The sequence below is a fragment of the Nonomuraea sp. NPDC049421 genome (genome assembly GCF_040677005.1).
Classification (GTDB): Bacteria; Actinomycetota; Actinomycetes; order Streptosporangiales; family Streptosporangiaceae; genus Nonomuraea; species Nonomuraea salmonea.
Map to the genome: position 1 here is coordinate 19,108 of NZ_JBFAQA010000034.1, position 22,306 is coordinate 41,413.

General features: G+C 70.6%; 25 protein-coding genes. 11 read left to right on the top strand and 14 right to left on the bottom strand.

Features of this window, described 5'->3' with window-relative positions; genetic code table 11:
• Nucleotides 1-49: 49 nt before the first annotated feature.
• The 5 genes from kynU to AB0K18_RS41060 are packed head-to-tail and all read right to left on the bottom strand — an operon-like array spanning nucleotide 50 to nucleotide 5,025.
• Nucleotides 50-1,243, bottom strand: a complete 1,194-nt coding sequence (gene kynU / locus AB0K18_RS41040; RefSeq protein WP_364926086.1) for a kynureninase — start codon at nucleotides 1,241-1,243, stop codon at nucleotides 50-52.
• A 14-nt stretch (nucleotides 1,244-1,257) separates the two neighbouring features.
• Nucleotides 1,258-2,379: an ABC transporter substrate-binding protein gene (locus tag AB0K18_RS41045; RefSeq protein WP_364926088.1), complete on the bottom strand. Its 1,122-nt coding sequence runs from the start codon at nucleotides 2,377-2,379 to the stop codon at nucleotides 1,258-1,260.
• Nucleotides 2,380-2,397: 18 nt separating this feature from the next.
• A complete protein-coding gene (locus tag AB0K18_RS41050; protein ID WP_345392278.1) occupies nucleotides 2,398-2,829 on the bottom strand; it encodes a RidA family protein in 432 nt (143 codons plus the stop codon).
• Nucleotides 2,826-3,623: a fumarylacetoacetate hydrolase family protein gene (locus AB0K18_RS41055; protein ID WP_364926090.1), complete on the bottom strand. Its 798-nt coding sequence runs from the start codon at nucleotides 3,621-3,623 to the stop codon at nucleotides 2,826-2,828. Before AB0K18_RS41055 ends, AB0K18_RS41050 begins: the two co-directional genes overlap by 4 nt.
• Complete coding sequence (locus AB0K18_RS41060) at nucleotides 3,616-5,025, bottom strand: aldehyde dehydrogenase family protein (protein WP_364926093.1); 1,410 nt, start codon at nucleotides 5,023-5,025, stop codon at nucleotides 3,616-3,618. The genes AB0K18_RS41055 and AB0K18_RS41060 overlap by 8 nt, the downstream gene beginning before the upstream one ends.
• Nucleotides 5,026-5,144: 119 nt before the next feature.
• On the opposite strand from AB0K18_RS41060, the gene AB0K18_RS41065 reads away from it, so the two are divergent.
• From AB0K18_RS41065 to AB0K18_RS41080, 4 genes are all read left to right on the top strand, one after another.
• Nucleotides 5,145-5,849: a dienelactone hydrolase family protein gene (locus AB0K18_RS41065; RefSeq protein ID WP_364926095.1), complete on the top strand. Its 705-nt coding sequence runs from the start codon at nucleotides 5,145-5,147 to the stop codon at nucleotides 5,847-5,849.
• Nucleotides 5,850-5,904: 55 nt separating this feature from the next.
• On the top strand, nucleotides 5,905-6,447 hold the full coding sequence (locus tag AB0K18_RS41070) for a VanZ family protein (protein ID WP_364926097.1): 543 nt from the start codon (nucleotides 5,905-5,907) through the stop codon (nucleotides 6,445-6,447).
• A 152-nt stretch (nucleotides 6,448-6,599) separates the two neighbouring features.
• Nucleotides 6,600-7,352 (top strand): GntR family transcriptional regulator, encoded by a 753-nt coding sequence (locus tag AB0K18_RS41075; protein WP_364926099.1) that lies wholly within the window; start codon nucleotides 6,600-6,602, stop codon nucleotides 7,350-7,352.
• A gap of 120 nt (nucleotides 7,353-7,472) precedes the next feature.
• Nucleotides 7,473-7,715, top strand: a complete 243-nt coding sequence (locus AB0K18_RS41080; protein WP_364926101.1) for a hypothetical protein — start codon at nucleotides 7,473-7,475, stop codon at nucleotides 7,713-7,715.
• Between the two features lie 162 nt (nucleotides 7,716-7,877).
• Here AB0K18_RS41080 and AB0K18_RS41085 read toward each other — a convergent pair whose 3' ends face one another.
• Nucleotides 7,878-8,972, bottom strand: coding sequence for a hypothetical protein (locus AB0K18_RS41085; protein ID WP_364926103.1), 1,095 nt, complete (start codon nucleotides 8,970-8,972; stop codon nucleotides 7,878-7,880).
• A 138-nt stretch (nucleotides 8,973-9,110) separates the two neighbouring features.
• Here AB0K18_RS41085 and AB0K18_RS41090 point away from each other — a divergent pair, with 138 nt between their 5' ends.
• Nucleotides 9,111-9,641 carry a gamma carbonic anhydrase family protein gene (locus AB0K18_RS41090; RefSeq protein WP_364926105.1) on the top strand — a complete coding sequence of 177 codons (531 nt, stop codon included), beginning with the start codon at nucleotides 9,111-9,113 and terminating at the stop codon, nucleotides 9,639-9,641.
• Here the strand turns inward: AB0K18_RS41090 and AB0K18_RS41095 are convergent.
• Nucleotides 9,613-10,515, bottom strand: a complete 903-nt coding sequence (locus tag AB0K18_RS41095) for a hypothetical protein (RefSeq protein ID WP_364926107.1) — start codon at nucleotides 10,513-10,515, stop codon at nucleotides 9,613-9,615. The genes AB0K18_RS41090 and AB0K18_RS41095 overlap by 29 nt on opposite strands.
• 53 nt (nucleotides 10,516-10,568) lie before the next feature.
• On the opposite strand from AB0K18_RS41095, the gene AB0K18_RS41100 reads away from it, so the two are divergent.
• Both AB0K18_RS41100 and AB0K18_RS41105 read left to right on the top strand, forming a co-directional pair.
• Nucleotides 10,569-11,900, top strand: coding sequence for a hypothetical protein (locus tag AB0K18_RS41100; RefSeq protein ID WP_364926109.1), 1,332 nt, complete (start codon nucleotides 10,569-10,571; stop codon nucleotides 11,898-11,900).
• 214 nt (nucleotides 11,901-12,114) lie between these two features.
• Nucleotides 12,115-12,276: a hypothetical protein gene (locus AB0K18_RS41105; protein ID WP_020540796.1), complete on the top strand. Its 162-nt coding sequence runs from the start codon at nucleotides 12,115-12,117 to the stop codon at nucleotides 12,274-12,276.
• Nucleotides 12,277-12,471: 195 nt separating this feature from the next.
• Here the strand turns inward: AB0K18_RS41105 and AB0K18_RS41110 are convergent, their stop codons facing one another.
• From AB0K18_RS41110 to AB0K18_RS41140, 7 genes are all read right to left on the bottom strand, one after another.
• Nucleotides 12,472-12,753 carry a metal-sensitive transcriptional regulator gene (locus AB0K18_RS41110; RefSeq protein WP_080044376.1) on the bottom strand — a complete coding sequence of 94 codons (282 nt, stop codon included), beginning with the start codon at nucleotides 12,751-12,753 and terminating at the stop codon, nucleotides 12,472-12,474.
• Nucleotides 12,754-12,791: 38 nt separating this feature from the next.
• Nucleotides 12,792-13,853, bottom strand: coding sequence for a glycosyltransferase (locus AB0K18_RS41115; RefSeq protein WP_364926111.1), 1,062 nt, complete (start codon nucleotides 13,851-13,853; stop codon nucleotides 12,792-12,794).
• Entirely contained in the window at nucleotides 13,850-14,653 is an 804-nt protein-coding gene (locus AB0K18_RS41120; RefSeq protein ID WP_364926113.1) for a hypothetical protein, read from the bottom strand. The genes AB0K18_RS41115 and AB0K18_RS41120 overlap by 4 nt, the downstream gene beginning before the upstream one ends.
• Before the next feature lie 146 nt (nucleotides 14,654-14,799).
• Nucleotides 14,800-16,905 carry a (Fe-S)-binding protein gene (locus tag AB0K18_RS41125; protein ID WP_364926115.1) on the bottom strand — a complete coding sequence of 702 codons (2,106 nt, stop codon included), beginning with the start codon at nucleotides 16,903-16,905 and terminating at the stop codon, nucleotides 14,800-14,802.
• Between the two features lie 137 nt (nucleotides 16,906-17,042).
• On the bottom strand, nucleotides 17,043-17,627 hold the full coding sequence (locus AB0K18_RS41130) for a TetR family transcriptional regulator (protein WP_364926118.1): 585 nt from the start codon (nucleotides 17,625-17,627) through the stop codon (nucleotides 17,043-17,045).
• 28 nt (nucleotides 17,628-17,655) lie between these two features.
• Nucleotides 17,656-18,504, bottom strand: coding sequence for a class I SAM-dependent methyltransferase (locus AB0K18_RS41135; protein ID WP_364926120.1), 849 nt, complete (start codon nucleotides 18,502-18,504; stop codon nucleotides 17,656-17,658).
• Nucleotides 18,501-19,310 carry a sugar phosphate isomerase/epimerase gene (locus tag AB0K18_RS41140; RefSeq protein WP_364926122.1) on the bottom strand — a complete coding sequence of 270 codons (810 nt, stop codon included), beginning with the start codon at nucleotides 19,308-19,310 and terminating at the stop codon, nucleotides 18,501-18,503. Before AB0K18_RS41140 ends, AB0K18_RS41135 begins: the two co-directional genes overlap by 4 nt.
• Nucleotides 19,311-19,402: 92 nt before the next feature.
• On the opposite strand from AB0K18_RS41140, the gene AB0K18_RS41145 reads away from it, so the two are divergent.
• Genes AB0K18_RS41145 through radA form a run of 4 tightly spaced genes read left to right on the top strand, consistent with a single transcriptional unit; the run spans nucleotide 19,403 to nucleotide 22,269 of the window.
• A complete protein-coding gene (locus AB0K18_RS41145; protein ID WP_345392311.1) occupies nucleotides 19,403-20,101 on the top strand; it encodes a class I SAM-dependent methyltransferase in 699 nt (232 codons plus the stop codon).
• Nucleotides 20,102-20,143: 42 nt separating this feature from the next.
• A complete protein-coding gene (locus tag AB0K18_RS41150; protein ID WP_355412580.1) occupies nucleotides 20,144-20,512 on the top strand; it encodes a MerR family transcriptional regulator in 369 nt (122 codons plus the stop codon).
• Complete coding sequence (gene trxA / locus AB0K18_RS41155; protein ID WP_364926125.1) at nucleotides 20,509-20,820, top strand: thioredoxin; 312 nt, start codon at nucleotides 20,509-20,511, stop codon at nucleotides 20,818-20,820. Before AB0K18_RS41150 ends, trxA begins: the two co-directional genes overlap by 4 nt.
• A 45-nt stretch (nucleotides 20,821-20,865) precedes the next feature.
• Nucleotides 20,866-22,269 carry a DNA repair protein RadA gene (radA, locus tag AB0K18_RS41160; RefSeq protein WP_364926127.1) on the top strand — a complete coding sequence of 468 codons (1,404 nt, stop codon included), beginning with the start codon at nucleotides 20,866-20,868 and terminating at the stop codon, nucleotides 22,267-22,269.
• Nucleotides 22,270-22,306 lie beyond the last annotated feature (37 nt).

Sequence of the window (22,306 nt, forward strand, 5' to 3'; positions counted from 1 at the left end):
CCTGGCGCGGGCGCGAGGCCGGGGCGGGCGCGTGGCGCGTGGCGCGTGGTCAGGTGACGGCGAGGCGGACGGCGTACTTCTCGTCGCGCCACAGCTCCTTGTCCAGCACCTCCAGCAGGGTCGCGGCGGCGTCGTGGACGTCGGTGTAGCCGAGGTAGAGCGGCGCGAAGCCGAACCTGAGCGTGTCGGGCGCGCGGAAGTCCCCGTGCACGCCGAGGTCGATCAGCGCCCGCATCACCGGATAGCCGTCGGGGTGGCGCAGGCTGATCTGGCTGCCACGGGCGGCCGGGTCGGCGGGCGAGGCCAGCTCCAGCCGGTCGCCGACGAGGTCCACGAAGAGCGAGGTGAGCGCCATGCTCTTGGCCCTGACCTGCGCCATCGGCACGCGTTCCCAGATGTCGAGCGCCGCGTCGAGGGCCGCGAGCGAGAGCACGTGCGGGGTGCTCACCACGAACCTGCGCATGCCGTCGGCCGGCCGGTAGTCGGTCTCGAACGCGAACGGCGCGGCGTGCCCGTGCCAGCCGGACAGCACGTTCTCGGCCATGGCCTGGTGGCGCGGGTTGACGTAGAGGAAGGCGGGCGCGCCGGGCCCCGCGCTCAGATACTTGTACGTGCATCCGACCGCGAAGTCCGCCTCCGAGACGTCCACCTCCATCGCGCCCACGCTGTGGCACAGGTCCCACACGATGAGCGCCCCCGCGGCATGCGCTGCGGCGGTCACCGCGGGCACGTCCTGACGCGCGCCCGTCCGGTAGTCCACCTCCGACAGCAGCACCACGGCCGCGTCGTCGAAGCGCCCCTCGGCGAGGTCGCGCACCTCGTAGCCGCCGAGCAGCCCGGCCAGCCCCTGCACCATGTAGTGGTCGGTGGGGAAGTTCGCGGCGTCGGAGACGATCACCCGGCGCTCGGGACGCAGCCACAGCGCGGCCGCAACCGCCTGGAAGATCGCGATCGAGGTGGTGTTGCCCACCACGACCTGGCCGGGGCCCGCGCCGATGAGCGGAGCCAGGCGGTCGCCGATGGTGAGCGGCTGCTCGTACCAGCCGGCGTGGTTCCAGCCGCCGACGAGCCGCTCACCCCACTCCTCCTCGACCGTGCGCCGCATCCGCTCCGCCGTACGGCGCGGCAGCGCGCCCAGCGAGTTGCCGACGAGGTAGATCACGCCTTCCGGCAGGACGAACTCGTCCTTGAAGGCCCGCAGCGGGTCCTGCGCGTCGAGGGCGAGGCACTGGTCGCGATCCAACGGTCGCTCCTAATTCATGGCGGAATGGTGGCTATGACGCTGTTCACCCCATTCTGATACTTCCGGGCGTACCAGTTCTGCACCGGATCGTGCTGATCGTTCAGCCGGAACGGGCCGCGCGGCCCCGCCAGCTCGCCCAGCTCCCCCAGCCGCCGCGCCAGGTCGCCGCCCCTCGCCGGCGCGGCGTCGATGACCCGCATCGCGTCCCAGCCCTGCAGCGCCACCGCCGACGGGTTCCGGCCCGTCCTGGCCCGCCAGCGGGCGACGAAGGCGGCGTTGTCCGGGTTGTTCAGGCTGGGGGCGTACATGCCGGCGCTCGTGATGCCCTCGGCGTCCGGGCCGATCGCGCGCACGACCTCCTCGTCGGTCAGGTTCCTGCAGGCCAGCAGCGGCACCTTGGCGTCGTAGCCGAGCTGCTTGTACGCCCGCGCGAACGCCACCGCCTCGCCGCCCGCGTAGAAGGCGAACAGCAACTCGGCCTCCGCCGGGATGCGGGCGAAGTGCTGCTCGAAGCCGGTGACCGTGCCGGGCGGCGTCATGACGCGGGCCAGCGGCTCGGCGCCGTAGCCCGCCGTGAAGCCCCTGAGCGTCTCGACGCCTGCCTGGTGGTCGGAGGCCATGAGCACCACGGCCCTGCCCGCGTACCGCTCGGCGGCGTACCGGCCGGCCGCGCGGCCGTGCTCATGGTTGGTGTAGGAGACGCGGAAGACGTGCGGGCCGGTCAGCTCGTCGGCGCCGGCGTTAGCCACGACCACCGGCACAGGCCCCGTCGCCTCACCTGCTTCGTCGGCGACCGCGACCGCGACCGGTGAGGAGATCAGGCCGGTCAGGACGTCGGCGCCGTCCTCGATCAGCCGCCTGGCCTCCTGCCTGGCCAGGTCGGGGTTGCCCGCGTCGTCGGCCACGACCAGCCGGGCGGGCCGCCCGCCCAGGCGCCCGCCGTGCTCGTCCAGATAGAGGCGCATGGCGGTCTCCATCTCGTCGCCGAGCGCCGCGTACACGCCGATCTGCGTGATGATCGCGCCGACCTCGACCGGCGGCTCGTCACCGTCGGGCGGCGGCACCGCGCCGCCGCAACCGGCCACCATGAGCACCAGGAAACCGGCCACCGGCAGCCCCGGCACAGGGACGCGCATGGGGAGGCTCCCTTCAGCTCACGCCCGCTCCTGGGGGTGGTAGGCCACCGCCTGCATCTCGATGAGCAGGTGGGGATGCGGGAGCTGGTGCACCGCGACCGTCGTCCTGGTGGGCCCCTCCTCGTCGAAGAACTCGGCGTAGACCTCGTTGTAGCCCTTGAAGTCGTTCATGTTGACCAGGTACGTGGTGATCTGCACCAGGTCGGCCAGCGAGCCGCCCGCGGCCTTCAGGATGTCGCCGACGTTCTCGATGACCGCCCTGGTCTGGGCGCGGATGTCGAGGCTGGTGGCGCCGTACCTGTCCACCTCGACGCCGACGAAGCTGTCGTCGGGCCTGCGGCAGCTCGTGCCCGACACGTACAGAAAATCGCCGGCCCGCTTGACGTGCGGGAACCGGCCTCGTGGCATGGCCTTGCCGGGCACCCGGATGGCCTTGGGCGGCGGTCTCACTTGCCGAACACCGCCCGTACCGAGCCGAGCCCCTCGATCCTCGCCTCGAACACGTCGCCCGGCTCGACCGGCACGATCGGGCCGAGCGCGCCGGTCAGCACCACGTCGCCGGCCCGCAGCGCGTACGCGGTGCGGCCGAGCCGGGTGGCCAGCCAGACGGCGGCGTTGAGCGGGTGGCCGAGGCACAGCTCGCCGGAGCCGGTCGAGACCTCCGTGCCGCCGCGCGTCATCGTCATCCCGGCCGCCCGCAGGTCGAGCCCGCTCAGCGGGACCGGCGTGCCGCCCAGCACGAACGCCCCCGCCGAGGCGTTGTCGGCGATGGTGTCGGCCAGCGTGATGTCCCAGTCGGCGATGCGCGAGTCGGCGATCTCGATCGCGGGCAGCGCGAAGTCCACCGCCCTGATCACGTCGGCCACGGTGAAAGGGCCGCCGGTCAGGTCGGCGCCGAGCACCAGCGCCACCTCGGCCTCGGCGCGCGGCTGCAGGAACCGCTCGTACGGGATCGGCAGTCCGTCGCAGTAGGACGTGTCGGCGAACAACATGCCGAAGTCGGGCTGGTCGATGCCGAAGCGCTCCTGGAGCACCCGGTTCGTGACGCCGATCTTCCTGCCGACCAGCCGGCGGCCGGCGCCGAGCGCCCGCCTGGTGTGGATCTCCTGGACGGCGTACCCGTCGGCCTGCGTGCTGACCAGGTCCCTGATCGGTGCGCAGGGCTTGCCCGTACGCGCCGCCTGCGCCAGCCGGTCGGCCGCCTGGGCGTGCGCGTCCACTGCCTGGGACCATTCGTCATGCATCGGGCTGCTCCAGTTTGATGGTGATCGTGGTGGGTTCTGAGTAGAAGTCGAGTGACCGGGTGCCGCCCTCCCTGCCGATGCCCGACAGCTTCGCGCCGCCGAACGGGGTCCGCAGGTCGCGTACGTACCAGGTGTTGACCCAGACCAGCCCGGCCTCCAGGCGCTGGGCGACGCGGTGCGCGCGGTCCAGGCCGTCCGTCCAGACCGTGGCGGCCAGGCCGTACTCGCTGGAGTTGGCCAGGTCGATCGCCTCGGCCTCGCTGTCGAAGGGCGCGACGTGACACACGGGACCGAAGATCTCCTCCCGGTTGAACCTCGACCATTCCGACAAGCCTGCCACTACCGTCGGTTCGACGAAATAACCGCCGTCGCGGTGGTCGCCGAACACCGGCACGCCGCCGCCCGTCAGCACCTTGGCTCCCTCCGAGCGGGCCAGGGCGTAGTAGGACAGCACCTTGTCGCGGTGCGCGGCCGAGATCATCGGCTGCGGCTCGACCTCCTGGGCGCGGGCGGCCAGGCGGGCGCAGAACTCCTCGAAGATCGAGCGCTGGACGTACACGCGCTCGGTGCACAGGCACACCTGGCCGCCGTTGGTGAAGACCGACCGCACCGTGCCCTCGACGGCCCTGTCGAGGTCGCAGTCCTCGAAGACCAGCCCAGCGTTCTTGCCGCCCAGCTCGAACGAGATCGGCTTGACCCGCTGGGCCGCGGTCCGCATGATCGCCGAGCCGGTCCTGGTGGAGCCGGTGAACGTCACCGCGTTCACGTCCGGGTGCTCGACCAGGAGCTGGCCCGCCGGCCCGTGGCCGAAGATGATGTTCACCACGCCGGGCGGCAGGCCCGCGGCGGCGCAGATCTCCGCGAAGATCGCCGCCGAGCCCGGCGTGTGCTCCGACGGCTTGACGACCACGGTGTTGCCGGAGACCAGGGCGGGCGCGAGCTTCCAGGTCATGAGCAGGAACGGCAGGTTCCACGGGATGATCGCGGCGACCACGCCCAGCGGCCTGCGCACGGTGTAGCTGAGCGTGCCGGACAGGTGGAAGGCGTCCTCGGGGCGCTGGGCGGCCATCTCGGCGAAGGCCCGGAAGTTGGCGATGCCGCGCGGGACGTCGAGCGTACGGGTCTGGTCGAGCGGGTTGCCCGCGTCGGCGACCTCGGCCGCCACCAGGTCGTCGAAGCGCTCCTCGATGCCATCGGCCAGACGGCGCATCCACCCGGCCCGCTCGCCGACGGGCATCGCCGCCCAGTCGCGCGAAGCCTCCCTGGCCGCGCGGACCGCCCGGTCGACGACCTCGGGGTCGGCCTCGTGGACGTGCCTGGCCACGGTGCCCGTGACGGGGTCGTGAACGGGGAAGCCCAGTCCCGCGGCCACCGGTCCGCCACCGATGAAATGGGTCAGCACCACACTCTCCTCATCTCTCCCTCGCTTTCCGGTAGGGATCGGGTACGCGGACGACACGGACCCACCGATCGCATCGTCTCGCCGGATCGCGGCGGGCGCCATGCGCGATGCTGGTGAACATGCAGACCCGCACCGATCGCATCACCGCCCACGACGGCACCTTCGACGTACGGACCTGGCTGCCGGAGACCGGCGGCGGGCCCGGCATCCTGCTCATCCAGGAGATCTACGGGGTCGGCCCCTACATCGAGAAGGTCGCCGGCGAGCTGGCCTCCAGGGGTTACGTGGTGGCCGCTCCCGACCTGTTCTGGCGTATCAGGCCGCACTGGCGCGGCGAGCACACGGAGGAGGGCACCGCGACGTCGATCGAGCTGGCCCGCGACTTCGACCTGCCGCAGGGGGTGGCCGACTGCGCGCTCACGGTGGCGCACCTGCGCGCCATGCCCGAGGTGCGCGGCGGGGTCGGCGCGCTGGGCTTCTGCCTGGGCGGCACGGTCGCGTTCATGCTGGCCACCAAGGTCGATCTGGCGGCCGTGCTGTCCTTCTACGGCTCGGCCGTGCCGGAGTCGACCGGGCTGATGGAGCGGATCGACGCGCCGCTGCTGCTGGTGTTCGGCGGTGACGATCCGTTCATCTCGCGTGACCGGGTGGCCGTGGTGGAGGAGGCGGCGCGGTCGCGTCCGAACGTGGTGATGCACATCGAGGAGGAGGCGGGGCACGCTTTCCACAACAGCGAGGCGCCGATGTTCCACCATCCCGAGGCTGCGGAGCGTGCGTGGGCGGTGGCGCTCGACTTCCTCGATCGGCGGCTGCCCGTCCGGTGAGACCTGTCCGAATGGACATCTTCCGGTACCCCTAGATCATCGCCATCATGGTCAAATGGCGCGGACGTGGGAATTGTGGGGAAATGTCATTATTGCTGGCACCATTGCACTTCCCCTCGCCTTGCTAGCAATCGTGCTGCTCGCCCGCCATCGCGCCCGCGCCGGCCATCCCGCGCCCCTGCGCGTCTCGATCGCCGACGTCGGCATCGCCGTGGGGACCGCTCCATGGATAGGGATGATCCTCACGCCTGCGGGCGGCGCGAGCGGCGTGGCGCTGGTGCCGTTCAGCGACCTCGCCGACCTGGCCTGCGCGCCGTGGGACGCGGTGTTCGTGCAGGTCGGAGGCAATCTACTGGTCTTCGCCGCGCTGGGCGCGCTGCTGCCCGTACGCAGCCGCGCGATGTCCTCGACGGCCAGGGTTGCGGCCCTCGCGGCGGCCTTTTCGGTCATGGTCGAAGTGCTCCAGTACGCGCTTCGGCTCGGCCGCTTCTCCTCCGTGGACGACGTCATCCTCAACGCGACCGGCGCCGCGATCTTCTCTTTGGTTACTCGCCGCTGGTGGGCCGATCGAATACCGGCTGGGACCGTTCCACGGTAACGGTCTGCTAAAACGCTGCGGAATTCACCACTCGGGCACGATCCGCTCAAAATCCGCCCGCGACCATTGCCTGCATCTGTGCGATCGTGGACAAGACGGGGCAAGTTCTCTGGAGACGCCACAACCTGGTTGGTGACAGAGGGTGATCAAAGTTGTCTGAATCCCCGGTACCCCACGAGCCCCCTATCTATCGACGCATCGCCGACGGTCTCCGCGCCCGGATTCTTGCCGGCGAACTGCGCGACGGGGACCGACTACCGGGCGAGAACGCGCTGATGGCCGACTACGCAATCGCACGAGCCACCGCCAGGCAGGCGCTTGCCGTACTGATCAACGAAGGGCTGGCGGTGCCCAAACGAGGTTCGGGGGTTTACGTGCGGCTGTTCAAACCGATCCGCAGGCACGGCGCACGCCGCCTGTCGCGGGAGCAGTGGGGTCAGGGCAGGGCCATCTGGGACGCGGACGCACGCGGGCGACCGTTCACCGTGGACGGGGTGGAGGTGGCGTTGGAACGCGCCGCGGAGGAGGTGGCCGCCGTGCTGGACAGCGACCAGGTGTGGGTGCGCAGGCGGCGCTACTCGGTGGACGCCAGGCCCGTGCAGCTGGCCACCTCCTACTTCCCCGCCCACCTGGTCGAGGGCAGCCCGATCACCCTCGCCGACACCGGGCCCGGCGGCGTCTATGCCAGGCTCGGCGACCTCGGCCTGCCCCCCGCCCACTTCACCGAGGAGGTACGCGCCCGCATGCCCCAGCCCCGCGAGAGCGGCCTGCTCGACCTGCCGGGCGGCACCCCGGTCATCGTGATCGCGCGGACCGCGTACACGTCGGGCGGGCTGCCCATCGAGCTCAACGAGATGATCCTGGACTCGGCCGCGTATGTACTCCAATACGACTTCGACGCATGATTCAAGGCCATATGTCAAGGCAACGTTGACCTGACCCTGGCGATCATTGAATTCTCTAGAGAGGTGGCGCATCTTCTTAAGAGATGGAACCTCGCCTGGGGCCCGGGAAGGTGGACAGCGATGTCCTTTGATCGGCATCTCGCCGAGATCGCCCGGGAGCACCCCCAATGGACCATCTGGCGGAGCGACGCGGGCCGCTGGTGGGCCACGAGACACCATCCGCTGAGCGCGGCGCAGCGCGCGGCCGGATGTGCGATGACCATCGACGCGGACGACCCGGAAGGGCTGCGCGAGCAGCTCAGGGACCAGGAGAGGCGGGTCGGCGAGCAAGAGGTCTGGGGGGCCGGCCCCCCACCTCCATGACGCGAGGTGGCGGAGCGTCACGCCACCTCGCGCACACGAGCAGCCCGGTGCCGGGTCCAGCGTCTCGGCGGCCCCGGTACCGGGCCCCCAAATCAGGAGGGGCCACGAACGCGGAAGCCTCCGACCCTATCGGGGGCGGGGGCTTCCGCTCCCTGCGGCGGCCTAGTTGCGCGCCCTGGTCTCGGGCACGCGCACGATGTGCACGTCCGTGTCGTCCGAGACGTCCTTGGGCTCCTCCTTGACGGCCGGTTCCGTCTCGTCCTCGACGATGACCCGCACGTCGTCCTGCGGGACCTCGACGTCCTGCGTGAGCTCGGGGTCCTGCCGGCCCTTGACGTCCTGCGTGAGCTCCGGGTCCCCATGCTCCTGCGGGGGCGTGGGGGCCGCGGTGGGGGCCGCAGTGGGGGCCACAGTGGGGGCTCCAGCGGGGGGCTGGGCCTCCGGCACCAGCGGCCCGGCGTTCGACTCGGCCTGCATGAGGTCGCCGAGCACCGAGCTGATCTCGGTGAGCCGCCGTACGACCTCCGTGTGCGTGTTGCTCAGGTAGTCGACCCGGCGGCCCGCCTGCTCGTCGATGGACGCCGCCCGCTGCTGGGCGGCGGTCAGCAGCGCGTCGGCCTCGGCCCGCGCGCCCGACACGATCTGCTCGGCCTGCGCCTGGGCCGAGGCGAGAAGCTGCTCGGACTCCTCGCGCGCGGTGGTGACCAGCCGCTCGGCCTCGGCCCGCGCGCCGGTCAGCGTCTCCTCCGACTCCGTACGGGCCGCGGTCAGCTGCTCCTCGGCGTCGCTGCCCGCCTGCGCCAGCATGCGCTCGGCGGCCTGGGTCGCCTCGCTCACCCGGCGCTCCGCCTCGGCCTGGGCGGAGGTGAGGATCTTGTCGGCGGTCTCGCGTGAGGTGGTGACCAGCCGGTCGGCCTCGGTCTTGGCCTCCTCGCGCACCCGGGTGGCCTCGGCCTCGGCGTCCTCCCGCTTGGCCTGCGCCTCTTCCTCTCCGAGCCGGAGGATCTGCGCGAGCCGGGGGCTCAGGTCCTCATAGCTCTGCGGGGTCTCGACCATCCGCCGCCGGGCCTCGGCCAGCTCGATCCGGCCCTGTTCCGCCTGCTCGATGGCCCGCGCCAGCCGCTCCTCGAGATCCCGTATCTGGTTACGGGTGCGCATCATGTAGTCGTGGACCTGGCGGCGGTTGTAGCCGCGCATGACGACCTCGAAGGTGTCCTCTTGCATCAGATCGGGAAAGTTCTCGTGCTGGTTCATCATGGGGGTTACCTAAGGGTTTGCGTGAGGCGGGGGAAAACTGCGGGTTGTGAGGGTCTGGCGACGAGACGTCAGGAAACGACTTTCCTGCCATCGGCCCACGTCCGCAACCCGAACGCCATACCCCGACCAGGAAATAAGATGCCTCGAATGTACATAGCAGCGTTGGATGACGGCGCGACCCCGGACATACATCCCGATGCGTACATCGCGCCCGGCGCCGTCGTGGTCGGCCGCGTACGCATCGGCCGGGCGTCCAGCATCTGGTACGGCTCCGTTCTCCGCGGGGACGACGAGCGGATCGAGATCGGCGAGGAGTGCAACGTACAGGATCTGTCGTGCCTGCATTCCGACCCCGGCGAGCCGGCGATACTCGAAGACCGGGTGAGCCTTGGCCATAAGGCCATGGTGCACGGCGCGCACGTCGAGCGCGGCGCGCTGGTCGGCATCGGCGCGATCGTCCTCGGCGGCGCCAGGATCGGCGCGGGCACGCTGGTGGCGGCAGGAGCGCTGGTGGGGCCCGGCAAGAAGATCCCGGCGGGGGTGCTGGTCGCGGGGGTGCCGGGCAAGATCGTGCGCGAGCTGACCGACGACGACCGCGCCTCCTTCGCCCGTACGCCGGACAACTACCAGGCCAAGGCGATCAGGCACCGGCAGGCGTCATCACTTTGACCAGCACCTCGTCCGAGACCGACGCCTCGTTGAGCGGGTCGGCGTACTCCGGCAGCTCGGGCCGCAGGAAGCGGACGAAGTCGACGCTGAGCTTGAGGTCGGGCGTGCCCTTGACCTGCTTGGCGTTGCCCTTGGCTGGGTCCTGCTTGAGCGTGCTGTAGCTGTCCCAGTCGGTATAGGCCGTCACCCCCCACTGCAGCACGTCGGGCAGCGTCGAAGGCCAGCGCTGACCCACCTTCCACGCGCCGCCCTCCTCCTTGTAGAGGGCGACGAACACCCGGCCGACCCGGCCGAGCACCAGCTCGACCCATCCGTCCTTGACGGCCAGCTCCTTCGGCTTGGAGCTGCCGTCCTGGGTGTACTTCGCCTCGACCTGGCCGCTCTTCTCGCCGGTGCCGGTGGTCACCGACACCCAGTTGGGCTTGGCGTACGAGCCGGGCTGCCTGGCCATCAGCCCGCCGAGCGAGAACAGCCGCTTCGGCCGCCCGCCGCTCCTGCCGCTGACCTTGACCTTGGCGTGCATGACGATGTCGCCCGCCAGCTCCTGATAGACGAAGGGGCCGCGGAAGCCGTCGAACCAGGCGGAGGTCTTGGGCTCCAGGTACATCGAGCCCTTCACGGTCTTGTTCACGTCGAGCTTGGCGATCCTGTCGACGTCCTTCTCGGCGTCGCTCAGCTTGGTCCACATGGTCAGGTCGGCCGCGTCGTCGAACTCCGCCGACGCGCCGCCCACCTCCCCGCCGGGCGCCGGCGCGGTGGCGTTCTGTAGCGTGAGAACTCCCGGCCCTGAGAGTGTCGGCTGCGCCGGCGCCTCCGTACCGCAGCTGGAGAGCACGCTGACGACCGCCACAAAACCCGCAACCTTCGCCCTCATAGCGGCCATTCTGCCGTGAAATGCCAATGGATGATCCACGTTCCCCCAGTACGATGACCGCCGTGCCACCCTGGGATGCGTTCACCGCCACGGAGGCGGAGGTACGCGCGATGGTCGCGGACCCGCGCTGGCAGGGTCTGTCCGTCCCCGATCGCGCCCACGTCCTCGCGGCCAGGATCCTGGTGACGCCTGACGGCGACCGGTGGCTGTTCGGCGCGCACGCGCGCTGGCACCTGCACGACCCCGCCGACGGCCGCTGGCTCCCCGCGCCGCCGCCCCGGCGGCTGCGCGCCCGCAGGGTCGGCCATACCGCCGCGGTGCTGCCCGACGCCGTGGTGCCGCACGGCCACGACTTCCACGCCGAGCCCGGCTCCACGCAGTCGTTCATCGGTCCCGACGTGCCCGAGGGCCTCACCGAGCAGGTCAGGCAGCTCGTCCGCGCCTCCGGCACCAAGTCTGAGCTCGACTACCCGCTGACGGCCTTCGACGAGATCTTCGCCTCCGACGTGCCGAGCACGGTCGCGGCCGTGTGGGGCACGGTCATGTGGTGCGCGTACGCGCCCGCCTTCGACGGCAACGAGCGGCTGATCACGGTCTTCGGCGAATACCTGTGCCGCCCGCTGCCGGGCGACGAGTGGGTGCGCTGGCTGCCCGCGCCGCCGCTGCTCGACCTCGCCACGCTGGTCGCCGAGCGGCTGCGGGCGGGCCGGCCGCGCGCGGCGCTCAGGCTGGCCGCCGTCATGGCGGACACCGCGCAGATCCTGCTGCTCGACACCCGGTTCAGGCCGCGCGCGCTGGCGCTGCTCACGATGGTCGAGCCGATGCTGCGCCAGGCCGAGATCGGCGACCCGTACGACGACGACGCGGCGCTGCGGCAGGCGTGGCTGGAGCGCTGCCCGGCCCGGCTGTGCCGGGCGCTGCTCGTCGAGAACGACCTCGAAGAGCACTTCTCCCACGCCCTGTACGACCTCGTGGACGCCCTATCCTTCATGCCCGGCCCCCGGGAGGCGGCGGCCACGTTCCTGGCCGATCTGTCCGACTCCAGGGGCGCGCTGCCGGGGCGGCTGGATCACCGGCTGCGGATGGCGTACGAGGATCTGCGCCGCGCGGGCCTGACGGGCACCTCGGCCGGCGAGGCGACCGAGCCGGAGGGCTTCCCGGTGTGCGGCGGGGGCGTGTCGGTGGCGCCCGCTCCGGTGCTGGAGGTGGCGCCGCCCGACCGGGCGAGCGCGGCGGCGGTGCTGGGGGCCGCGTACGCGACGGGGCAGGCGTGGGAGCGGCTGACGGGAGCCAAGATGCCTGAGCGCGGGCTGGCGGGTCAGACGGCGCTGGTGCGCAGGATCGTCCATGAACGCGACGACCATCACCACACACGTCACACGTAAACCACTAATACCGCTATTTCCATCTTACCTCGGCTCTATCGTTCTAACACTTCCGATAACAGGCATTTAGCTGAATTGTGATCTCGGATTCGGGAAATGATCCTCCTGGGGGCCCCGAGGCGGCGAAAGGAATGACTCCGATGGGCCATGTCGCCGGAAGGGGCCGCGCCGTAACCTCGTAGAGGGTGTGGGCTGCGGAAGGAAGGACGACGCGGTGGGGCACGACGACCTGGACTCTCGGGTCCACGACCGTGTCGCGTTGGACGAGATTGCGCTCTACGCCGAGGTGCTCACGGCCGTGGCTGTCAGCGAGCGGCGGCTGACCTTGGACGAACTCGACGACGCGCTCGGATTGCGGACTTCGGCGAGCCGCTGAAGAAGCAACACGATTACTAGCCCCGGGGACCTGGTTCCCGGCCCAATGGGGTCGGGAACACCGGTTTCCGGGGTTTCACATAACTAGTCAATCCGTCGCCGGACTATCCACCTCACGGATGAGTCCCCGCGATCTTCATACGACCGCACGAGCGCTCGCGTCACGACCGCACGAGCCGGGTCCGGCACTCCCGCGTCACGACCGGACGAGCCGCGCGATGGCCGCAGACGCCTCCTTGACCTTCGCCTCGGCCTCTGGCCCGCCGGTGTTGATGGCGTCGGCCACGCAGTGGGAGATGTGCTCCTCCAGCAGCCCCAGCGCCACCGCCTGCAGGGCCCTGGTCGCCGCGGAGACCTGGGTCAGCACGTCGATGCAGTAAGCGTCGTCGTCGACCATGCGCTGCAGGCCCCTGATCTGCCCCTCGATTCGCCGTAGGCGCGTGAGATATGCCTGCTTGTCTCCGCTGTACCCATGCATGCTTCTACGGTACCCGTAAGAGGTATCACCCCGGGGTGCTAGCGCAGTCCCGCGATGAGCTTCTCCCACTGCTCGACGACCTCGTCGGCCGAGTGCCGCAGCGCCGTGTCGCGTGCGCCCGCCGCGAGTGACCGCCGCCGGCGCTCGTCGTCGATCAGCGCCAGCAGCGCCGCCGCGAACATCGGCGGGTCACCCTCGGGCACCAGCACCCCGTTGTAGCCCGTCGCCACGAACTCCCTGGGCCCCCTCGCGCCCTCGTACGCCACCACGGGCACCCCGCAGCCCATCGCCTCCAGCACCGCCATGCCGAGGTCCTCGCTGCGCGCCGTGCTGGCCACGATCGACGCCTTGGCGAACTCGCCCGCGAGGTCGGGGGTGGTGCCCATGAAGTAGACGTGGTTGTGCAGGTTCAGCTCGCGCACCAGCGAGCGCAGCAGCCGCTCCTCGGGGCCCGCGCCGTACAGCCGCAGCCGCCAGTCGGGCCGCTTGTCGGCGACGATCGCGAACGACCGGATCAGCCGGTCGTACGCCTTCACCGGCGTCCACCGGCCCCCTGCGGCCACGATCCTGTTGTCCATCCGCGAGCGCGGCCAGGGGCCGCCGGGCAGCGCGTCCAGCACGCTGTGCACGGCCGGCCCGCCGTCGAGCAGTCTCGTCCACTCCTCCTGCGCCGACTCCGTGGCCGTCACGACGGCGCTCAGGCGCGGGTAGAAGCGCTTGACGGGACCTGGGACGGCCGGCCTGCCCCACTCACGGGCGATCTTGATGGTCTCGCGCGGCGCGTGCCTGGCCGCCTGCACGCCGATGCCCGGCCTGGTGGTGATCAGCACGTCGGACCTGAGGTTGCGCAGCACCCGCCAGAGCGCGACCTCCGTACGGACCTGGCCCCGTGGCAGCAGGTGGCGTACCCCGGGGCGGGCGTCCACGACGCTGCGCAGGGCGACCTTGGGGCTGACGGGGAAGAACGGTTTCTCCTTCTGCCGCCTGACGCTGATCACCTCGACGTCATGGCGTTCGGCCAGCGCGGTGGCCAGGTTCAGCATGGCGCGCACGTCTCCCCGCATGCCGTACGCGGAGGCGAGCACCAGGCTGATCCTCATCCACCGACCTCGATCCGCAGCTCGTCGTCGGCGGTGTAGCAGGGTTTGATCAGCACCCCGTCGACCCTGGCCGACGGGTAGTGCAGGCGGCGCCGTTTGCCGTCCACGTCGTCGAGCCGCGAGCCGAGCCGCAGCGCCGTGGGCACGTCGGCCACCTGGAGCGCGGGCTCCCACGTGCCGGAGCCGGCGGCGCCCTCCGGGTCGGCGGCGAGCACGTCCACCAGCGACACGGCCGCGTGGAAGCGCACGCCCTGCACGGTCGCCGTAGCCGTCAGGCGGGCGCCGCTCTGCCTGCGGTCGAGGGTCAGCACCGCCTCGTGACGGGAGTCGTCGTCCTCCAGGCCGGTGTAGGCCAGCAGCCCCATCACCTCGAAGCGGCCCTCCCTGAACCAGATCGAGCGCACCTCGGCCACCGGCTCGGCCTCGGAGATCTTCAGCGCCAGGTAGCCGTTGCGGGTGCGGTAGGAGCGGTAGGCGAGGGTGCGGCGGCACAGCGCGTACGCGTCGAGGTGGTCGAGCGAGAAGCCGGGATCGACGCTGCGCAGCCTGTTGCGTTTGCCCTCGTGGCGCAGGTAGGCGTCCCACCGGCCGGCGGTCAGCCGCAGCGGCTCCAGCGAGACGGCCAGCGTGGCCTCACGCGCCCGCGCGCCTGGCGTGCCGAGCAGCACGTCGCGTTCCACCCCCGTGGTGCGATGCCGGAGAACGAGTTCGGTGCCTTCGCCCAGTGGCTCGTCGATGGCGAGTCGCAGGGAGAGCACGTCGGCCAGGGTGACTTCGGCGTCCGTGACGACGACGCCCATCCTGAGCCCCCTCCCCGTCGAATAGAGCCGTGCGACGTTGAGGTTACCGTGATTTTCCCGTTATGTGGATGCCAGATTTCTTCCTGTCACATGCGATGACATGCGACTCCTCCACATCACATGTGGAGGAGTCCGACAGGTTACGGTCAGGACGCGCTCTTGACGGACTTGATCAAGAGCTGGGCGACGTCCACGACCTCCAGCGATTCCTTGGCCTCGCCGTTGTTCTTCTTCTCGTTGATCGCGTCACCGAGCATCACCATGCAGAACGGGCACGCGGTCGAAACCGTGTCGGGATTCGTGGTCAATGCCTCGTCCACGCGCTCGGTGTTGATGCGCTTGCCGATGCGCTCCTCCATCCACATGCGTGCGCCGCCGGCGCCGCAGCAGAAGCCGCGGTCCTTGTGGCGGTGCATCTCCTGTGTCTGCACGCCGGGCACCTTCGCCATGATGTCGCGCGGCTGGGAGTAGACCTTGTTGTGGCGGCCGAGGAAGCACGGGTCGTGGTAGGTGATCTTCTCCTCGATCGGGGTGATCGGGGTCAGCAGGCCCTCGTCGACCAGCTTGGCCAGCAGCTGGGTGTGGTGCACGACCTCGTACGTGCCGCCGAGCTGCGGATACTCGTTCGCCAGCGTGTTGAAGCAGTGGGGGCAGGTGGCCACGATCTTCTTGACGCCCGCCTCGTTGAGCGTCTCGATGTTCTGCTGGGCGAGCGCGTTGAACACATATTCCATGCCCAGCCGCCGCGCCGGGTCGCCGGAGCACGCCTCCATCGGGCCGAGCACCGCGAACTTGACGCCCGCGATGTGCAGCAGCTCCGCCACGGCCTTGGTGGTCTTCTTCGCCCGGTCCTCCAGCGCGCCCGCGCAGCCCACCCAGAACAGGTATTCGGCGTCCTCGGGCATCTTGTCCTCGACGACCTCGACCTCGAAGTCGAGCTCGCCGATCCAGTCGGCCCGCTTCATCTCGGACATGCCCCACGGGTTGCCCTTGTTCTCCAGGTTCTTCACCATCACCCCCGCCTCGGACGGGAACGACGACTCCACCATGACCTGGTAGCGGCGCATGTCGAGGATGTGGTCGATGTGCTCGATGTCCACCGGGCACTGCTCGACGCAGGCGCCGCAGTTGGTGCACGACCACAGCACGTCGGGGTGGATGACGCCCTCTTCGCCGACCAGCGGCTTGTCCAGCAGCGCGAGCACGTCGGTGTCCTTGTGCTCGACGCCGTTCTGGGCGGCCATCAGGTAGGGGGCCACCGCGAAGGCGTGGTCGCGCTGGTCGAGGATGAGCATCTTCGGCGACAGCGGCTTGTCGGTGTTCCACGCCGGGCACTGCGACTGGCAGCGGCCGCACTCGGTGCAGGAGTAGAAGTCGAGGAAGCCCTTCCACGTGGTGTCGGCGATCTTGCCGCGGCCGAGCCGCTCGGGGTCGAGGTCCTCGTCCTCGAAGTCGACCGGCTTGCCGTCCACCCGCATCTCGGGCGCGCCGCCGAGCCCGTCGGGGCGGCGGGAGAACAGCACGTTGAGCGGGGCGGTGAAGATGTGCAGGTGCTTGGAGTTCACCACGATGACCAGGAACACCAGCATGAAGCCGATGTGCAGGAGCAGCGCGATCTCCTCCAGCAGCGCGCTCTGCGGCAGCACGTCACCGAGCGCGAGCGAGACGAACGCGCCGGAGGAGTAGGGCAGGTTGCCGTTGGCCGCGGCCGCGCCCCTGGCCAGGAACAGGGTCCAGATGATGTTGAAGATCATGAACAGGACCAGCCAGGCGCCGCCCAGGTGCGAGCCGGAGAAGCGGGAGCCGCGGCCGAGCTGCTTCGGCGAGTTGCGCACGCGGATGATCGCGAAGGCGACCAGGCCGAGCACGCAGGCCACCGCGATGAAGTCCTGGAGGAAGCCCAGCACACCCCAGGTGCCGATGAGCGGGATGTGGAAGTCAGGGGTGCCGATGATCGCGCCCTGGATGATCGCGCCGTACGCCTCGATGTAGACGGTCAGCAGGATGAAGAACGCCCACATGACGAAGAAGTGCGCGACGCCCGACGGCGTCCACTTCAGCAGCTTCTTCTGCCCGAACACCTCGACGAGCTGGGCCTTGATCTCGTCGCCCACGTGGGTCTTGGCGTACTCGGTCCGCTCGGGCGCCGGTGGGCCCACGGTCGCGAGCTTGTACAGGAACAGCACCCTCCGGCCGGCGACGGCCACCGCCGCGACGGTCATGACGAGCCCGATGACGGCTACCCAGAGCACGGGTCCTCCCACAGACGACGTTGGCTGTCAGCGTACGGTCACCCGCCGCGCAGGCATGTGCCACAATCCTACCCACGAGTAACTTTACTGGCTCACGCGACATACCCTAAGGTCATCGCCCATTCTAGAACAATGCTCTACCCGCAGAAGTAGCGCTGAACCGTCGGCCCCAGCAGCTCGACCAGCTCATCGTGGCTCGCACTCGCCAGGGGCTCCAGCTTGAGCACGTAACGGGCGAGAATCACGCCGAACATCTGCGCGAAGGCCGCCTCCACCCGCAGGTGCGGCACCTCCAGCCGGTCGGCCACCTGGTAGAGCAGCGCGTTCGAGATGAACTCGCGGAACATCGTGGCCGACTGCTCGTGGGTCATCGCCGAGCGCAGCAGCGCCACCATCGGCTCGCGCGTCTCCGGCTCGGACGTCACCCGCAGCAGCATGCGGACCAGCCGCGTCCCGATCTCCTCGCGCGGCCCCTCCAGCAGGAGCGGGATCACCTCCTCCGGCGTGACCGGCAGCCGCAGGGCCGCCGCGAACATGCCCTCCTTCGTGGCGAAGTAGTGGTGCACGAGCGCGGGATCGACGCCGGCCTCCCGCGCGATGCCGCGTACGGTCGCCTTGTCGAACCCCTTCTCCGCGAACACCTTCCGCGCCGCCGCCAGGATCTCCCCGCGCGTGTCGGCCGAGCCCGGCCGGCGCCCCGGCCGCCGCCGCTGAGCGGTCATCGCGGCACCCCGCCCGGCCGGTAGCACCTCACCGGCCCACCGCCAGATAGGCCCGCATCGGCACCGACAGCACGCCTTCGGGGAACGCCGCCCGCAGCTCCGCCCGCCGCCGGCCCACCACCTCGTCGGCCCGCTCAGGCGACAGCGCCGCCATGTAGGAGTGGGAGCGCAGGTCGAGCAGGAAGTGCTCGATGCCGACCAGCCGCGTCCACGGGATCCAGCGCTCCCCCACCACCTCGAACGACGACGCGATCGGCGGCACCGACCACTCCTCGACCGCCGGGCCGTAGTAGGTGGGCACCTCCTCCGCCAGCCTGGTCTCATAGGCGGCCAGCCAGTCGGCCTGGGCGGCGTGGTTGAAGTTCCAGCAGCCCACGATGGCGCCGCCGGGGCGCAGCACCCGCCGCGCCTCGGCGATGGAGGTCGCGGGGTCGAGCCAGTGCCACGACTGCGCGTACGTCACCAGGTCGGCCACCCCGTCGCTCAGCGGCAGTGCGTTCCCGTCACCCAGCACCGCCGCGAGCGGCACCCTCGCCGCGCCGCTCACGCCGGCCTCCGCGCCGGGCTTCCGCCCGCCGTCCGCCCCAGGCGCCGGGCGGGCCTCCGGCCCGGCTTCGGCCGCCGACTTGGCGACCAGGTGGGCCAGCATCGGCTCGCCAGGATCGACCGCGATCACCCGCGAGCCGCGCGCCCGCAGCGCCCGCGTCATGATGCCGGTGCCGGCCCCCACGTCGACCGTGGTGGCGCCGTCGAGCTCGACGCCCGACACCTCCGTCATCGCGCGGTAGACCTCGTCGGGATAGCCGGGCCGCCCCTCGTCGTAGGCGTCGGCCACCCGGTCGAACGTCCGCGCCAGATCCTTGAGCGGCCCGCTCATGTGGACGCCGCCAGGTGCAGCCGGGCGAAGGCCAGGCCCTCCGCCAGGTCGTCGATGCGCTCGGTGCGGCTGGCGGCCTTCCTGGTGTTGATCTCCAGGACCACCAGCCCGGAGTAGCCGTTGCCGGCCAGCCGCTCCAGCATCGGCGCGCACGGCTGGTTGCCCCTGCCCGGCACGAGGTGCTCGTCCTTGTTGGTCACGCCGAGCCCGTCGGCGAGGTGCAGGTGCGCGAGCCGGTCGCCGAGCTTGGTCGCCATCTCCATGGCGTCGGAGCCGGACACGGCGGTGTGCGACAGGTCGAGCGTGACCTGGGGGAAGTCGTAGTCGATGGGGTTCCAGTCAGGCGAGTAAGGCACCACGTCGTTGCCCCTGGCACGCAGCGGGAACATGTTCTCCACCGCGAACGTGATGTCGGTCTCGTCGCGCATCCTGGCCAGCCCGTTCTCGAAGTCGCGCGCGTAGTCGCGCTGCCAGCGGAACGGCGGGTGGACCACGACCGTCGACGCGCCGAGCCGTTCGGCCGCCTTCTGTGCTTTGACCAGCTTGGCCCAGGGGTCGCGCCCCCACACCCGCTGCGTGACCAGCAGGCAGGGCGCGTGGATGGCCAGGACGGGGACCTCGTAGTGATCGGACAGACGCTCGATCACGTCGATGTCCTGGCTCACGGGATCGGCCCCGACCATGATCTCCACGCCGTCATAGCCCAGGCGGGCGGCGAGCTCGAACGCGTCGGGAGTGCGTTCCGGATATACCGAAGCAGTGGACAATGCGATCTTCGCATTGGGCACGCGGATGACATCAGCCACGTAGCCAGCCTAAGGCGGAGAAGCCGATCTGGCGCGTCAGGCCCTTCTTGCCCTGTCCGGTGGAGTGTGAGAAAGGCCCTAGCGTGGGACGCATGCCACGGATCGCGAAGGGCGCCATCCCCAGCCCCAACATCTGGAACACGCCCCAGATCTACGAGCTGGAGAACCGCGCGGCCGACCCCGACGGCGCCGCCGACGCCGCGATGCGCGCGCTGCGTCCCTGGGCCGGCGCCACCGTGCTCGACATCGGCTGCGGCACCGGCTACCACCTGCCGATCCTGGCCGCGGAGGCGGCGCGGGTGATCGGCGTCGAGCCGCACGGCGACCTCGCCGCGCTGGCCCGCCGCCGCTGCTCAGGGCTGCCCAACGTGACCGTGCACGCCGCGGCCGCCCAGGACCTGCCGCTGCCCGACGCCGGGGTGGACGTCGCCATGGCGCGGTGGGCGTACTTCTTCGGGCCGGGGTGCGAGCCGGGGCTGCGCGAGCTGTCGCGGGTGGTCCGCAGGGGCGGCGCCGCGTTCGTGGTGGACCTCGACGCGACGCGGGGGCCGTTCGGGCGGTGGTTCTCGCGTACGGTGCCGACCTACTCCGCCCGCGAGGTCGAGGCGTTCTGGGACCGGCACGGGTGGCAGCGCAGGCCGCTCGACCTCAGGATGGTCTTCCAGCGCAGGGCCGACCTGGAGGCGGTGCTGCGCATCGAGTTCGCGCCCGAGGTGGCCGAGCAGGCCATCGCCGAGACACCCGGCCTTGAGCTGGCCTACCCCAACGTGCTGCGCTGGCGCTTCTTCTGAGCGCTTGACATTGACGCCGATGTCAACGTTTAGCCTGGCCGCATGCGCATCGGTGAGCTGGCGGAACGCACCGGAGTGAGCACCCGCTCCCTCCGCTACTACGAGAAGAACGGCCTGCTCCACGCCCGGCGGGCGTCCAACGGCTACCGGACCTACACCGAGGACGACGTCAGGCTCGTCTCCGAGATCCGCGCGCTGCTCCAGATCGGCTTCACGCTGGAGGAGACGCGGCCGTTCGTCGACTGCCTGCGCCGTGGTCACAGCTCAGGAGGCTCGTGCGCCGAGTCGGTCGAGGTCTATGAGCGCAAGCTCAGCGAGATCGACCAGGAGATCCGGGTGCTGCTCGCCCGGCGCGCCGAGGTGGCCGCCCAGCTCGCCCAGTCCTGCCCAGGTTGCTTCGTGAGGGGATGAAGATGATCAAGCTGACCACCGAGAACTACGAGGAGCAGGTGCTCAGGAACGACAAGCCGGTGCTGGTCGAGTTCTGGGCCGAGTGGTGCGGGCCGTGCCGGATGGTGGGTCCCGTACTCGAGCAGATCGAGGCCGAGCACGGGCTGACGATCGGCAAGCTCAACACCGACGAGAACCCCGAGATCATGGCCCGCTACGGCGTGATGGCCGTGCCGACGATGCTGCTGTTCGAGGGCGGCGAGCCGGTCAAGCAGATCGTGGGCGCCAAGCCGAAGCGCCTGCTGGAGGCCGAGCTCGGCCTGTCCTGATCCGTACGGGCGGGATTGTCGGCCCCGGGCGCTAGCCTGCTCCTCATGGCCAAGACAGCCCAGAAGCCCGGATACCGCTGTGCCGAGTGCGGCTGGCGCACCCCCAAGTGGGTGGGCAGGTGCGGCGAGTGCCAGGCGTGGGGCACGGTCGACGAAGAGGGCGCCCGCGGCGCCACCGTCGTGCAGGCCGGCGCCACCAGCGCTCCCGCCCTGCCGATCGGCCAGGTCAAGGCCGAGGTGGCGGCGGCGCGCACCACCGGCGTGGGCGAGCTCGACCGGGTGCTCGGCGGCGGCCTGGTGCCCGGCGCGGTCGTGCTGCTGGCGGGCGAGCCCGGCATCGGCAAGTCCACGCTGCTGCTCGAAGCCGCCGCCCGCATCGCCGAGCGCACCACCGTCCTCTATGTCACGGGCGAGGAGTCCGCCGCCCAGGTGCGGCTGCGCGCCGACCGCATCGGCGCGATCCAGGACCAGCTCTATCTCGCCGCCGAGACCGAGCTGGCGGCCCTGGTCACCCACGTCGACAAGGTGCAGCCACAACTGCTCGTGGTCGACTCCGTCCAGACGATCGGCACCACCCAGACCACGGGCGTGCCAGGCGGCGTCACGCAGGTGCGCGAGGTGGCCGCCAACCTCGTGCGCCTGGCCAAAGAGCGCAACATGGCCACGCTCATCGTCGGCCACGTCACCAAAGAGGGCTCCATCGCCGGCCCCCGCACCCTTGAGCACCTGGTCGACGTGGTGCTCAACTTCGAGGGCGACCGCCACTCGCGGCTGCGCATGGTCCGCGCGATCAAAAACCGGTTCGGCCCCACCGACGAGGTCGGCTGCTTCGACCTGCACGAGCGCGGCATCGAGGGCATCACCGACCCGAGCGGGCTGTTCGTCTCCCGGCGCAGCGAGCCGGTGCCCGGCACCTGCGTCACCGTCACCGTCGAGGGCACCCGCCCGCTGCCCGCCGAGGTGCAGGCGCTGGTCGCGCGCACCGACGCCCAGCAGCCCCGCCGCACCTCCTCCGGCCTCGACACCTATCGCGTGCAGATGATCCTCGCCGTGCTGGAGCGGCGGCTCAACGCCAGGCTGGGCGGCTGCGACGTCTTCACCGCCACGGTCGGCGGCATCCGGCTGGCCGACCCGGCCGTCGACCTGTCGGTCATGCTGGCCGTCGCGAGCGCGGCAGGCGACAAGCCGCTGCCCGCCGGTCTGGTGGCGCTCGGTGAGGTCGGTCTCGCGGGCGAGTTGCGCCCGGTCAAGGACGTCCGCAGGCGGCTCACCGAGGCCGCCAGGCTGGGCTTCAAGCGGGCCCTCGTGCCCGCCGGATCGCTCGAAGAAGGCGGCCCCAGGCGCGGCGGCCAGCGCGCTCTGGTGCCGGTCGGGCCGGTCGCGTTCGCTCCCGGGTTCGAGGTGGTGCAGGCGGAGAACGTCTGGGACGCACTCACACACGTCACCTGAGCGCGGCTAAGCTGAGGTGACCGATCGACACGGGGGT

Bases quoted from the DNA above. Each gene is read 5' to 3' on its own strand.
- AB0K18_RS41045 (WP_364926088.1), bottom strand. From the start codon at position 2,379: ATGCGCGTCCCTGTGCCGGGGCTGCCGGTGGCCGGTTTCCTGGTGCTC.
- AB0K18_RS41055 (WP_364926090.1), bottom strand. From the start codon at position 3,623: ATGCATGACGAATGGTCCCAGGCAGTGGACGCGCACGCCCAGGCGGCC.
- AB0K18_RS41065 (WP_364926095.1), top strand. From the start codon at position 5,145: ATGCAGACCCGCACCGATCGCATCACCGCCCACGACGGCACCTTCGAC.
- AB0K18_RS41070 (WP_364926097.1), top strand. From the start codon at position 5,905: ATGGCGCGGACGTGGGAATTGTGGGGAAATGTCATTATTGCTGGCACC.
- AB0K18_RS41080 (WP_364926101.1), top strand. From the start codon at position 7,473: ATGTCCTTTGATCGGCATCTCGCCGAGATCGCCCGGGAGCACCCCCAA.
- AB0K18_RS41085 (WP_364926103.1), bottom strand. From the start codon at position 8,972: ATGATGAACCAGCACGAGAACTTTCCCGATCTGATGCAAGAGGACACC.
- AB0K18_RS41090 (WP_364926105.1), top strand. From the start codon at position 9,111: ATGCCTCGAATGTACATAGCAGCGTTGGATGACGGCGCGACCCCGGAC.
- AB0K18_RS41095 (WP_364926107.1), bottom strand. From the start codon at position 10,515: ATGAGGGCGAAGGTTGCGGGTTTTGTGGCGGTCGTCAGCGTGCTCTCC.
- AB0K18_RS41100 (WP_364926109.1), top strand. From the start codon at position 10,569: ATGACCGCCGTGCCACCCTGGGATGCGTTCACCGCCACGGAGGCGGAG.
- AB0K18_RS41110 (WP_080044376.1), bottom strand. From the start codon at position 12,753: ATGCATGGGTACAGCGGAGACAAGCAGGCATATCTCACGCGCCTACGG.
- AB0K18_RS41115 (WP_364926111.1), bottom strand. From the start codon at position 13,853: ATGAGGATCAGCCTGGTGCTCGCCTCCGCGTACGGCATGCGGGGAGAC.
- AB0K18_RS41120 (WP_364926113.1), bottom strand. From the start codon at position 14,653: ATGGGCGTCGTCGTCACGGACGCCGAAGTCACCCTGGCCGACGTGCTC.
- AB0K18_RS41130 (WP_364926118.1), bottom strand. From the start codon at position 17,627: ATGACCGCTCAGCGGCGGCGGCCGGGGCGCCGGCCGGGCTCGGCCGAC.
- AB0K18_RS41135 (WP_364926120.1), bottom strand. From the start codon at position 18,504: ATGAGCGGGCCGCTCAAGGATCTGGCGCGGACGTTCGACCGGGTGGCC.
- AB0K18_RS41145 (WP_345392311.1), top strand. From the start codon at position 19,403: ATGCCACGGATCGCGAAGGGCGCCATCCCCAGCCCCAACATCTGGAAC.
- AB0K18_RS41150 (WP_355412580.1), top strand. From the start codon at position 20,144: ATGCGCATCGGTGAGCTGGCGGAACGCACCGGAGTGAGCACCCGCTCC.
- trxA (WP_364926125.1), top strand. From the start codon at position 20,509: ATGAAGATGATCAAGCTGACCACCGAGAACTACGAGGAGCAGGTGCTC.
- radA (WP_364926127.1), top strand. From the start codon at position 20,866: ATGGCCAAGACAGCCCAGAAGCCCGGATACCGCTGTGCCGAGTGCGGC.